At 74.4% G+C, this 12267-nt stretch carries 10 protein-coding genes and 1 pseudogene; 4 read left to right on the forward strand and 7 right to left on the reverse strand.

Annotated elements, in window-relative coordinates; genetic code table 11:
* Positions 1–131: 131 nt before the first annotated feature.
* Together ACIG3E_RS13420 and ACIG3E_RS13425 are read left to right on the forward strand one after the other, a co-directional pair.
* On the forward strand, positions 132–3395 hold the full coding sequence (locus ACIG3E_RS13420; protein WP_399615122.1) for a S41 family peptidase: 3264 nt from the start codon (positions 132–134) through the stop codon (positions 3393–3395).
* A gap of 81 nt (positions 3396–3476) precedes the next feature.
* Positions 3477–3662, forward strand: a complete 186-nt coding sequence (locus ACIG3E_RS13425; protein ID WP_144003910.1) for a hypothetical protein — start codon at positions 3477–3479, stop codon at positions 3660–3662.
* Positions 3663–3991: 329 nt separating this feature from the next.
* On the opposite strand, the gene ACIG3E_RS13430 is transcribed toward ACIG3E_RS13425, so the two are convergent.
* Genes ACIG3E_RS13430 through ACIG3E_RS13440 form a run of 3 tightly spaced genes read right to left on the reverse strand, consistent with a single transcriptional unit; the run spans position 3992 to position 7346 of the window.
* The gene (locus ACIG3E_RS13430; RefSeq protein ID WP_399615125.1) at positions 3992–4867 is read right to left on the reverse strand and encodes an SDR family oxidoreductase; all 876 of its coding nucleotides are present in this window, start codon (positions 4865–4867) and stop codon (positions 3992–3994) included.
* Positions 4864–5805 (reverse strand): alpha/beta fold hydrolase, encoded by a 942-nt coding sequence (locus ACIG3E_RS13435; protein ID WP_399615128.1) that lies wholly within the window; start codon positions 5803–5805, stop codon positions 4864–4866. Before ACIG3E_RS13435 ends, ACIG3E_RS13430 begins: the two co-directional genes overlap by 4 nt.
* Positions 5802–7346: a flavin-containing monooxygenase gene (locus ACIG3E_RS13440; protein WP_399615131.1), complete on the reverse strand. Its 1545-nt coding sequence runs from the start codon at positions 7344–7346 to the stop codon at positions 5802–5804. Before ACIG3E_RS13440 ends, ACIG3E_RS13435 begins: the two co-directional genes overlap by 4 nt.
* A gap of 231 nt (positions 7347–7577) precedes the next feature.
* Here ACIG3E_RS13440 and ACIG3E_RS13445 point away from each other — a divergent pair, with 231 nt between their 5' ends.
* Positions 7578–8204 (forward strand): MerR family transcriptional regulator, encoded by a 627-nt coding sequence (locus ACIG3E_RS13445; protein ID WP_399615790.1) that lies wholly within the window; start codon positions 7578–7580, stop codon positions 8202–8204.
* Positions 8205–8240: 36 nt separating this feature from the next.
* Here the strand turns inward: ACIG3E_RS13445 and ACIG3E_RS13450 are convergent, their stop codons facing one another.
* The gene (locus ACIG3E_RS13450; RefSeq protein WP_399615133.1) at positions 8241–9260 is read right to left on the reverse strand and encodes a DUF6528 family protein; all 1020 of its coding nucleotides are present in this window, start codon (positions 9258–9260) and stop codon (positions 8241–8243) included.
* A 144-nt stretch (positions 9261–9404) separates the two neighbouring features.
* Complete coding sequence (locus ACIG3E_RS13455) at positions 9405–10193, reverse strand: exodeoxyribonuclease III (protein ID WP_399615134.1); 789 nt, start codon at positions 10191–10193, stop codon at positions 9405–9407.
* A 73-nt stretch (positions 10194–10266) separates the two neighbouring features.
* Here ACIG3E_RS13455 and ACIG3E_RS13460 point away from each other — a divergent pair, with 73 nt between their 5' ends.
* On the forward strand, positions 10267–10746 hold the full coding sequence (locus tag ACIG3E_RS13460) for a GNAT family N-acetyltransferase (RefSeq protein ID WP_399615137.1): 480 nt from the start codon (positions 10267–10269) through the stop codon (positions 10744–10746).
* A gap of 292 nt (positions 10747–11038) precedes the next feature.
* Here the strand turns inward: ACIG3E_RS13460 and ACIG3E_RS13465 are convergent, their stop codons facing one another.
* Entirely contained in the window at positions 11039–11461 is a 423-nt protein-coding gene (locus ACIG3E_RS13465) for an ATP-binding protein (protein ID WP_399615792.1), read from the reverse strand.
* 86 nt (positions 11462–11547) lie between these two features.
* Positions 11548–12255: pseudogene (locus tag ACIG3E_RS13470) on the reverse strand (HAMP domain-containing protein); the annotation flags it as partial.
* Positions 12256–12267: the final 12 nt, after the last annotated feature.

Here is a 12267-nt window from a genome sequence, read left to right on the forward strand (position 1 = left end):
GTCCGGCGTTTGAGGACGAGGCGCGAAGCGCCAACAAGGGGGAAAGGGGCGAAGCCCCATCCAGACGACGGCCCAAGGCGTCCACGCCAGCAAAAGTTGCCGGGCCCCCGGCCAGGGAAAAGCATGGGGAGGTGACCCAGGCCTACCTCCGCTTCCCCCACATCAGCGGCGACCGGCTCTGCTTCGTCGCCGAGGACGACCTGTGGGTGGCCCCGCTCGCCGCCGCGGGCGCCCCACCGGGCCGGGCCTGGCGGGTGACGGCCGACCGCACCAAGCTCGGCCACCCCCGCTTCGCCCCGGACGGCCGCCACATCGCGTACACGAGCTGGCGCAGCCTCGACCCGGAGATCCACCTCGCGCCGGTGGACGGCGGGGCCGCGCGGCGCCTGACCTACTGGGGCTCCCCGGACACCCGCGTGTGCGGCTGGACGCCCGACGGGCAGATCCTCGCCGTGTCCTCGCACGGCCAGCCCTTCTCGCACTTCTGCTGGGCCTACAGCGTGCCCACCGACGGCTCCCCCGGCGGCAAGCTGCCCTGGGGCCCGGTCCACGACATCGCCGTCGACGACCTCGACGGCGAGCGCAAGACGCTGCTCCTGACCGGCAAGCCGCCGCACGAGCCCGCCGCCTGGAAGCGCTACCGGGGCGGCGCCACGGGCCGCCTGTGGCTGCACGGCGAGCACATCCTGAAGGACCTCCAAGGGCATCTGGACGCGCCCATGTTCGTGGCCGGGCGCCTGGCGTTCCTCTCCGACCACGAGGGCGTCGGCAACCTCTACTCGTGCCTGCCCGACGGCAAGGACCTGCGGCGCCACACCGACCACGACGCCTTCTACGCCCGGCACGCGGCCAGCGACGGCACCCGCGTCGTCTACCAGTGCGCGGGCGAGATCTGGCTCGTCGAGGACCTGTCCCCCGACGCGGTGCCGCGCCGCGTGCCGGTGACCATCGGCGGCCCGCGCGCGGGCCGCCGCACCTACCAGGTGCCCGCCGCCCACCACGTCGACGCCCTCTCCGTGGACACCACAGGACGGGCGAGCGCGGTCGTGGTCCGGGGCAGCCTGTACTGGCTGACCCACCGCGACGGCCCCGCCCGCACCATCGCCGACACCCCCGGCGTCCGCGTCCGGCTCCCCGAGATGCTCGGCACGGGCGGACAGGTCGCCTACGTCACCGACGCCGAGGGCGAGGACGCGATCGAGATCGCCTATCTGCCCCGGGCCAGCGGCGAGCGCGAGCCGCGCCGCCTCGCCTCCGGGGAGCTCGGCCGGGTCCTGGAGCTGGTGTCCGACCCCGACGGCGAGCGGCTCGCGATCGCCTCGCACGACGGACGGCTCCTCCTCGTCGATGCCACAGAGGATTCCCACGGCGAGGTCACCGAGCTGATCCGGTCCCTCAACGGCCCGGTGCGCGACCTCGCCTTCTCCCCCGACGGCGCCTGGCTCACCTGGTCGCACCCCGGCGTCGGCCGCTCCCTGCGGCAGATCAAGCTGGCCCGGATCGAGGGCCCGGGGGCGCGCACCATCATCGACGTCACCAACGGCCGCTTCGAGGACGAGAACCCGGTGTTCACCCGGGACGGCCGCTATCTGGCCTTCCTGTCCTGGCGCGGCTTCGACCCCGTCTACGACGTGCACACCGGCGACCTGTCCTTCCCGCTCGGCTGCCGCCCCTACCTCGTCCCGCTGTCCTCCGCCACGCCCTCGCCCTTCGCGCTCCTGCCGGACGGGCGGCCCGCGGCGGGCGGGCTCGACCCGGACGACGACGAGTCCCGGGACGGGCAGGTGACCGTGGAGGCGGAGGGCCTGGAGAGCCGGGTGACGCCGTTCCCGGTGGCCGCGTCCAAGTACTCGGCCCTCCACCCGGTGAGCGGCGGCGGCCTGGTGTGGCTGCGCTGGCCGATCTCGGGCGCCCTCGGCGAGACCTTCGCCAACCCGGCCGACACCTCGGGGCGGCCGACTCTGGAGTACTTCAACATCACCAAGGCCAAGAAGTCCGAACTCGTCGACCACCTCGACTGGTTCGCGCTCAGCGGCGACGGCAGCAGGCTCGTCGTCGTCGACGAGGGCGAGCTGCGGGCCGTGCCGTCCACGGAGTCCGGCGACGGCGACACCACGGTCTGGATCGACCTGCGGCGCATCCTGCACGAGGTCGACCCGGCCGCCGAGTGGCGCCAGTCCTTCGACGAGGCGGGCCGGCTGATCCGCGCCTACTTCTGGGACCCCGGGATGTGCGGCATCGACTGGGACGCGATCCTCGACCAGTACCGGCCGCTCGTGGAGCGCGTCGCCTCGCCCGACGAGTTCGCCGACCTGCTCCGGGAGGTCCTCGGCGAGCTGGGCACCTCCCACGCGTACGTGAGCGCCGCCCGGCGCAACGAGGGGCCCGCCCACTACCAGCGCGCCATCGGCCTGCTCGGCGCCAACCTCGTACGCCGCGACGACGGCTGGATGGTCAAGCGCATCCTGCCCGGCGAGTCCTCCGACTCCAAGGCGCGCTCCCCGCTCGCCGGTTCGGGCATCCGGGAGGGCGCCGTGCTCACGCACGTGGACGGCCGCCCGGTGGACCCGGTGACCGGCCCGGCCCCGCTGCTCGCCGCGGCGGGCGGGACCACCGTGGAGCTGACCTTCAAGCCCGCCGGGGGCGAGGGCCGCGCCCGGCGCGTCGCCGTCGTACCGCTGATCGACGAGCGGCCGCTGCGCTACCAGGACTGGGTCGCCAAGCGCCGCGGCGTCGTACGGGACCTCAGCGGCGGCAAGTGCGGCTATCTGCACATCCCCGACATGGGCGGCTCCGGATGGGCCCAGTTCAACCGCGATCTGCGCCTGGAGGTCTCCCGGCCCGCCCTGATCGTCGACGTACGCGGCAACGCGGGCGGGAACATCAGCGAACTCGTCGTGGAGAAGCTGACCCGGAAGATCCTGGGCTGGGACCTCACGCGCGACGCGCAGCCCGTGTCGTACGCCTCCAGCGCGCCCCGGGGCCCCGTGGTGGCCCTCGCGGACGAGGCGACCTCCTCCGACGGCGACATGATCACGGCCGTGTTCAAACTCCTCGGGCTCGGGCCCGTGGTGGGGCAGCGGACCTGGGGCGGCGTCGTCGGCATGACCGGGCGGCACGCGCTCGGCGACGGCACGGTGATCACCGTGCCGATGAACGCGGGCTGGTTCGACGCGTACGGCTGGGGCGTGGAGAACCACGGCGTCGAGCCCGACCTCGCCGTGCTGCGCACCCCGCTGGACTGGGCCGAGGGGCGCCACGCCCAGCTCGACGACGCGGTGCGGGTCGCGCTCGACCTCCTCGCCGCGCGCCCCGCGGCCGTCCCTCCCGGGTACGACGACGTGCCCGACCGGCGGCGGCCCCCGCTCCCGCCGCGCGGGGTCAACGGAGCGTAACTGTCCGACATGCGTGGGATGTCGGCGCGTGTCAGGCTGGTCGAGGCCCAATCCCCTCACCCACATTGGGAGTGAACCTTCATGGGCATCAAGGACCAGTTCCAGGACAAGGCGCAGGAGCTCTCCGAGAAGGCCAAGCAGGCCGCGCAGCGGGGGCGGAGCGAGGCGGGCGAGCGGTCCTCGCAGGCGCGCGAGCAGTCGCAGGAGTCCCTGGACGACGCGCAGCGCGAGGCGGAGGACCGGTTCAACCGCGACTACGACGCGTAACGCTGCGCTGCGCTCGGGCGGGTGAGCGCCCCTGCCGCTACCGCGGCAGGGTTTCGCCCACCCGCCCACCCATGTCTCCCCGGCCTTGCGAGGCCCGGCCCCGACGCGCAGCGCTGCCGCCCGGTGGGGGCGGGCGGGTGGGACCACCCCGCTCCCCGCTGTGGGCGGGCGGGTGGGGCCGCCCCGTCCCCTGCTGTGGGCAATCGTCCCGCAGGGCGGGACGGGTGGGCACAGCGCGGAGGTGCCGCCCAGCCGTTCAGCCGGGGCCCGAGGCCAAGGTGCCGCCCAGCCCTTCCACCGGGGCCCGAGGCCAAGGCGTGGGCTGGGGGTCAGCGGGGCCGGATGGCCTCGTCCGCGGTGCCGCCCGCGCCGACCAGGCCCCTGGACACCTGGCCAAGCCGCGGCTCAAGACGCCGCACCTCGCGCTGCCCGACCCCGGCGATGACCCCGGGCAGATAGGGCCGGGCGCCTTGCAGGCCCCGCAGCCACCACTGCCCGTAGACATGGGCGGCGCGCCGCTCGATCCCCGCCACGAGCCGGTCGACCGCGGGCCCCAGCGGATAGGTCTTGTTGGCGGGCCAGGGAAGGCGCTGCCGCAACTCCCGCATCACGTCGTCCTGGTCGGCCCCCCGCACCATGTCGGTGTCCGTCCAGGACAGGTACCCGACCCCCACCTTCACGCCCTTGTACCCGACCTCGGCCCGCAGCGCGTGCGCGTACGCCTCCACGCCGGACTTGGACGCGCAGTACGCGGTCATCATCGGCGCCGGGGTCATCGCCGCGAGCGAGGCGATCTGCAGCAGATAGCCCCGGCTCTCGGCGAGCACGGGCAGGAACGCCCGCGCCGTCACCGCGCTGCCGATCAGGTTGACCTCGATGACCCGCCGCCAGGCGACGGGGTCCGAGTCCATGAAGGGCCCGCCGCTGGCGACGCCCGCGTTGGCGACCACGGTGTCGACCTTGCCGAAGCGCTCCTTGACCTCCGCCGCCACCCGCGCCATCGCCTCGTGGTCGGTGACGTCCGCGTACCAGAAGTCGCTCTCGGTGTGCAGCCGCCCGCTGACCCGCTTCAGCTCCTCCGGCTCCAGGCCCACGAGCGCGACGCGCGCGCCGCGTGCCGACAGCTTGCGGGCGAGGAGTTCGCCGACCCCCCGCGCCGCGCCGGTGACGACCGCGACCTGTCCCTCCAGGCTGACCTTGCTCACGCGCCCTCCTTCAGTCGTGCGGATGTTCCGCCCAGGTAGGTGTCGGCGAGTTCCGCGACCGCCCGCGTGACCGCCTCCGGCGCCTCCACCGGTGTCATGTGTCCGACCCCCACCAGCTCGGTCAGGCCGGTGCAGTGCGGCAGCGCCGCCGCGAGCCGCCGCGCGTGGACGAGGGGCGTCAGCCGGTCCGCGGTCCCGGCGAGCACGGCCGTGGGCACCGTCAGGTCGGCGAGCCCGGCGTCGAGCCCGAGCCCGTCGAGCACGTGCGCCCAGCGGTACCGCGGCACGCGCGGGCACGCGTGCACGATCCGCGCGCACGCCTCGACCCGCTCGGGGGCCGAACCGGGCCCCATCGTCGCGTACTTGAGCAGCCTGCGGGCGAGCGGCGTGACCGGGCCCAGCGGCGCCCGCGCGGCAAGCACCCGCCGCGTGAGCAGGGTCCGTACCGCGCCCGCCCGCAGCGGCAGCACCGTCGACTCCGCGACCAGGCGCGAGCTGCCCGTGCTGCACAGCAGCGCCGCCGCCGCGTGCGCGCGCACCCCGGGCCGCGCGGCCGCCGCCATCAGCGTCATGCCGCCCATGGAGTGCCCGACGAGCACCGCCCGCTCGCCGGGCGCGAGCGTCGCGGCGAGCACGGCCTCCAGGTCGTCGGCGAGCGCCCGCGTGCTGTATCCGGCGGCCTCCACCGGCACTTCGCTGCGCCCGTGCCCGCGCTGGTCGTACGCGATGACGCGGCGCGTGGCCGACAGGGCGCGGAGCTGCGCGGCCCAGAACGCGGTCGAGCAGGTCCAGCCGTGGACGAGGACCACGGCGGGCGCGCCGTCGGGCCCGTGCGCCTCGACGTGCAGCCGGGTGCCGTCGGCCGACACGGCGCTCAGCTCGCGCGCGGCGGGAGGCGGCGCGAACGGACCGGCCAGGGCGTGCCCCCGGCCCCTCACGCGGAGACCTCAAGGGCGCGGCCGCCCCGGGGGCCGGGGAGCGGGGCCGGGGGCCGCAGCACCTCGTACTCGTTCAGGTCCACGCTGCGCGTCGCCGCGCGGAACTCCGTCGTGGTGCCGGGCCAGACCGTCGTGTTGACGCCGTTGGCGTCCAGGTACCAGCTGGTGCAGCCGCCGGTGTTCCACACGGTGCGCTTCATGCGGTCCTGCACGCGGCGGTTCCACGCGTTGACGGCGCTCGGCCGGGCGGCGAGGGCGGCGCGGCCGCCGAGGACGTCCAACTGCCGCAGATAGTCGGCCAGGTAGTTCAGCTGCGACTCGATCATGAGGATCATGGAGGAGTTGCCCAGGCCCGTGTTCGGGCCGATGACGGTGAGGAAGTTGGGGAAGCCCGCCGCGGTCGCGCCGCGCAGCGCCTTCATGCCGTCCTTCCAGCTCTCCATGAGCGTGTGGCCTTCGGCGCCCACTACGCGGTCGGCGATCGGCATGTCCGTGACGTGGAAGCCGGTGCCGAAGATGATCGCGTCGACCTCCGCCTCGGTGCCGTCGGCGGCCACGGCCGTGGAGCCGCGCACCTCCGCGAGGCCGCTCGCGACCACGTCCACGTGGGGCTGCGCGAGCGCCGGGTAGTAGCTGTTGGACAGCAGGATGCGCTTGCAGCCGATGCGGTACGTCGGCGTCAGCTTGGCGCGCAGCTCCGGGTCCTTGATGGCGCGCGCCATGTTCCGCTTGGCGATGCTCTCCACCAGGCCCAGCTCGTTCGGCCGCTTGGTGAACGCCTGCACCTGGAGCTCGCGGATGCCCCACAGCAGGCCGCGCCGCAGCTGCGTGGTGAACGGCAGCTGCCGGTGCAGCCAGCGCTCGGCCCCGGTGATGTCCCGGTCCGCGCGCGGCATGACCCACGGCGGCGTGCGCTGGAAGAGCGTGAGGCGGCGTACGTCGCGCTGGATCTCCGGCACGATCTGGATCGCGGACGCCCCGGTGCCGATCATCGCGACGCGCTTGCCGCGCAGGTCGTAGTCGTGGTCCCAGCGGGCGGAGTGGAAGACCTTGCCGGGAAAGGTGTCCAGGCCCGGGATGTCGGGCGTCTTCGGGTCGGACAGCGGCCCGGTGGCGGACACCACGACGTCGGCGGTGAGGCGGCCCCGGCTCGTCTGAAGCTCCCACAGCAGCCGCTCGCCGTTCCAGCGCGCCCCGAGGACCTCGGTGTCGAGGCGGATGTGCGGCCGCAGCCGGAAGGTGTCGGCGACCCGTTCCAGGTAGTCCCAGATGTGCTCCTGGCCGGAGAAGGTGCGCGGCCAGTCGGGGTTGGGCGCGAAGGAGAACGAGTACAGATGGGACGGCACGTCGCAGGCGCAGCCCGGATAGCTGTTGTCGCGCCAGGTGCCGCCGACCGCGCCCGCGCGCTCCAGGACGACGAAGTCGGTGACGCCCTCGCGGCGCAGTCGCACGGCCGCTCCTAGGCCGCCGAACCCGGATCCGATCACCGCCACCCGGACGTGCTCGTGCGCCTTGTCGCGTACCCGCTTGCGCTCGGCCATGCCGCCGCCTCCCGAAGTCCATGACTCTGCCAGTAATCGCTGGCACAATCGGAGCGTAGAGCAGCTCCGTACTCATGGGTAGGGGGCGGCGGAGGAAAGTTACCGGCGGTAGGGCTCGGGCCTGCGCATAGGGTGCGGGGTGTGGCGGGAGACGGGGCGGACGCGGTGACGGACGGGACGGCAGGGGCGGCGGGCGCGGGCGGCGACCGACCGCCGGTGCGCGAGTACCGCATGGACGAACTCGCCGCGGCGGCCGGGATCACCGTGCGCACCGTGCGCTTCTACCGCGAGCGCGGCCTCATCCCGCCCCCGCGCCGCGCGGGCCGCATCGCCTGGTACGACGACCACCACCTGGCCCGCCTGCGCACCATCGCCGCCCTGCTTGAGCGCGGCCACACCCTCCAGGGCATCGCCGAGCTGGCCGAGGCCTTCGAGAAGGGCCGCGACGTGGCCGAACTCCTCGGCATCGACGGCCCGTCGGAGGAGACCCCGGTCCGCCTCACCCCCGAGGAGCTGGCCGACCGCTTCGCGGGCCAGGTCACCCCGGAGAACCTGGCGGCCGCGCTGGAGCTCGGCTATCTGGGCACCGACGGCGACGACATCGTGCACATCAGCAACCGCCTGCTCGACGCCTCGGCCGCCCTCGTGCGCAAGGGCATTCCGCTGGCGTCCGTCATGGAGGCGGGCCAGCGCATCCGCGAACACGCCGACGCGCTGGCCGAGTTGTTCGTCGCGTTCACCGTCGAGCACGCCGCCGAGCACCCGGAGGTCACGGCGGACGAGCTGCGCCCGCTCGCCAAGAGCGTGGTGGAGGCGGAGCTCTCCCTGGCCCTCGACCGACGCCTGAACCGGTCCTGAAGCTCCTTCACGAGATGCTCCAACTGGGCAGCCGGTTCAACTGGGAAGCCACCAACGCGCCTTGTAGATCCCCCCGTTGGCCAGGTGGTAGCTGCCGCTCGGCCGGTGCACGCTGACCCGCGTCGTCCACCAGGTCTCCCCCAGGCCGCCCTCCGGCACGGTGCTGAGCACCTGCCCGGTGCGCGGGTCGTTGCCGACCGCCTTCACCTTGTCCCGGTCGATCAGCTCGTGGCCCGCGTAGTCGCGTACGAAGGCTCCCGTCCGCTTCTCGTACTGGAAGACCGCCGCGTTGGTCGTCACCCACAGCCGCCCCGGCCGCCCCGCCACCGGGAACAGGTCGTGGCCGCCCGCCGTCCGCCCCGGCACGGCCACCGGCAGCGGCGTGGCGGAGGCCCGGGTGAGCGCGGGGCGCGCGGGATCCTCGCCGACCTCGTACGTCACCAGCTCGTCGTCGCCGAGCGCCCACAGGACGCGCCGCGCCCGGTCCCAGTGCAGGCCGTGCGCGCCCTTGAGGCGCGCCTCGGCGTACCGCGTGGCGTCAGGGCCGCACGAGGCGGCGTACAGGCGCACCAGCGCGCCGGTGCTGCACGCGACCGCTACGTTGCCGTCGGGCAGCAGCTCGGCGGAGTGCGGGTTGAACAGGTCGTCGCCGGGGCCGATCGCGGTCCCCCAGTAGCGGCGGCCCGACGGGTGCTCCACAGCGGCCACGAACCCGAAGGACGCCGTCGTCAGGACCAGCGTGCGGCCCCGCAGCCGCCGCGGCCGCGCCTCGCACGGGTAGACCCAGCTCTCCTCGGGCCGCAGGTCCGCGTAGCGCGGGTCGCCGAGCGGCGAGAACTGCCAGCGCACGACGGACGGATCGGCGGCCGGGTCCCACTCCCGCCGCCTCGGGTCGAGGACGAGCAGGCGCCTGCTCGCCTGCTCGGTGACGAGCACGGGCGGGGTGCCCGGGGGCACCCCGCGCGGCGCGGCCCCGGCGACGGCGGGAGCCACGCCCAGCGCGCCCGCGGCGCCCGCCGCGATCAGAAAACCCCGTCTGGAAAGACCAGCAGCCATGAAGCCCCCTCGTCCGACCGGCAGTTGACGCGCTCGCCATGTACGCGTCCGCAATCTGCCATGCCGTACGGGGGCGGGACAGCCCTCCGCCGGACCTTTCACCGGCGGTTCGCCCGGAGGGCGCAAGCAGGCGACTTCCCGGGCCTACTCGTAGACGACGGTCACCGGGGCGTGGTCCGACCAGCGCTCGTCGTGCGTCGCGGCCCGCTCGACGAAGCCCTTGACCGCGCGGCCCACGAGGCCGGGCGTCGCGACGTGGTAGTCGATGCGCCAGCCCGAGTCGTTGTCGAAGGCGCGGCCCCGGTAGGACCACCACGAGTACGGGCCCTCGACGTCCGGGTGCAGGACGCGCATGACGTCGCCGAACTCGGCGAACACCTCCGACATCCAGGCGCGCTCCTCCGGCAGGAAGCCAGAGTTCTTCTTGTTGCCGCGCCAGTTCTTGAGGTCCGCCTCCTGGTGGGCGATGTTCCAGTCGCCGCAGACGAGGACCTCGCGGCCGTCGGCCGCGGCCCGTGCCTTCAGGTCCTTCAGATAGGCGAGGAACTCCCCCATGAACCGGATCTTCTCGTCCTGCCGCTCGGTGCCGACCTCGCCCGAGGGCAGATACAGGCTCGCGACCGTCACGCCCGGAAGGTCCGCCTCCACATAGCGCCCGCTCCCGTCGAACTCGGCGGACCCGAATCCCACCTGGACGCGCTCCGGCTCCCGCCGCGTGTACAGCGAGACGCCCGCGCGGCCCTTCGCCGCGGCCGGGGCGTGCGTCACGTGCCAGCCCTCGGGCGCGCGCACCTCCTCCGGCAGCTGCTGCGGCTCGGCCCGCACCTCCTGCAGGCACAGCACGTCGGCGCCGGTGCCGTCGAGCCACTCCACGAACCCCTTCTTGGCGGCGGCCCGCAGCCCGTTCACATTCACGCTGGTCACAGTGAGCATCCCGGCACCCTACCGGCACACTGGAGGCGACCGTCGCAGCCACCACCTTCTGCATAGGGATACGATTCACAGCATGGACATACGCCGGGTCGCCTTCGACCACCCCGACGCCGTGAAGCTCAACGACCGTGTCCAGGCCGAGTACGCCGAGCGCTACGGGGACGAGGGCGACGTCACGCCGCTGGACCCGACGATGTTCCGGCCGCCGCGCGGCCTCTACCTCATCGCGTACGACGCCACGGACGCGCCCGTGGCGACGGGCGGCTGGCGCGTGATGGACGAGAACGGCGAGGGGTACGCGGACGGCGACGCCGAGATCAAGCGCATGTACGTCGTCCCCGAGGCGCGGGGCCTCGGGCTCGCGCGGCGGATCCTGGCCGCCCTGGAGGACGATGCCCGCGGGGCGGGGCGGGCCCGCATGGTCCTGGAGACCGGCACCAAGCAGCCGGAGGCCATCGCCCTCTACGCCTCCAGCGGTTACGCCCTCTGCGAGCGCTTCGGCTACTACCGCTTCCACGACCTGAGCCGCTGCTACGCCAAGCCCTTGCGCTGAGCTCCGCGCCCCACCGGGCCACGCCGTGCCGTGCCGCGCCGCGCCAGGCCGTGCCGCGCCGGGCCGTCGCCCGCCTCCCGGTCCGTCGTGGCCGCTCGCGCAGTTCCCCGCGCCCCTGACGGGGCCCGGACGGCGAACGCCGCTCGGCCCGCCCGCTGTGGGCAATCGTCCCGCAGGGCGAGTGGGGTCTCCCCTGCTCGAGCGAAGCCGAGAGCTTGGGGAAGGGTGGGCACAGCCCCAGGTGCCGAGCAACCGTGGAACCAAGCCCCCGCCCAGGGAAGGGCCCGGTCAACTAGCCCCCGCCAGGGGAGGCCCGTACCGCCCCGGTGAGGTCGAGGGTCGCCACCGCCCCACCCCCCTCATTCGCGAAGCGCACCGAAGCTCCAAGGGCCCGCGCCTGACCCACCGCGATGGTCAGCCCGAGCCCCAGCCCCGTCTCCCGAGCCCCCGTGCGAAACCGCTGCGGCCCCCCGGCAAGCAGCGCCTCCGGAAACCCGCCCCCCTGATCCCGCACGGACACCACACCCCCCTCCACCGCCACCACCACCGGCGCCCGCCCGTGCCGCACCGCGTTGGTGACGAAGTTGGCGAGATGCGCTCGACCCGCCGCGGGTCGGTCTCCACCTCCACGTCCCGCACCACCCGCACGGACACCCCCTCCGCGTCCCCCACCGCCCCGTCCACGGCCCGCCGCACCACGTCCCCGAGCCCGCACACCTCCGTCCGCACCTCCTCGCCCGCCGTGTCGAGCCGCGCCACCTCGATCACGTCGTCGACGAGCTCCCGCAGCCGCCCCGCGGCCTCCCGTACGAGCTCGGCGGGGCGCCCCGGCGGCAGCAGCCCCGCCGCGGTGACCATGCCCGCGACGGGCGTCCGCAGCTCGTGGGCGATGTTCGCGGTGACCTCCCGCTCGGCCCGCAGCCGCGCGGCGAGCGCGTCCGCCATGGTGTTCACGGCGGCGGCGAGCCGGGTGATCTCGTCCTTGCCGTGCAGCGGCAGGCGGGCCGTCAGATCGCCGTCGGCGATCCGCTGCGCCGCGTCCGCCTTCGCGGTGAGCCGGTGCCCGAGGCGCGTCGCGACCAGCAGCCCGGCCACGCACGCGAGCGCGGTGCCGATGCCGCCCGCGGCCCACAGGACCCGGTCCAGGTCGCGTACCGCCTCGGTCTCCCAGCGGTACGGCCGCTTCACGGCGACGATCTCGTCGCGGTACCCGCTGGCCGCCCAGAGCTGCGGCACCTTCCCGCTCCGGTCGAGGAACACGCCCCACTTGCCCGCCCGCACCGCGTGCGCGAGGGGCCTGGGCAGGTCGGGCGGGTCGATGAGGGTGCGGTCGCCGTCGATCCCGGCCGCGTGGTCCTGCACGGCGGTCCGCAGCCGCTCCCCCGCCTGGCCGCGCGCGTTGTCGTACTGCGCCTCGACGGTGCGGTGGTGCACGAGCAGCCCGATCACCACGGACACGACGGCCGCCGTGCCCGCGATGGCCAGGCCGATCTTCGTCCGCAGTCCCATGGGCGCCCCGGC

It is taken from the genome of Streptomyces sp. NPDC053474 (assembly GCF_044544845.1).
In the GTDB taxonomy this organism is placed as follows: domain Bacteria; phylum Actinomycetota; class Actinomycetes; order Streptomycetales; family Streptomycetaceae; genus Streptomyces.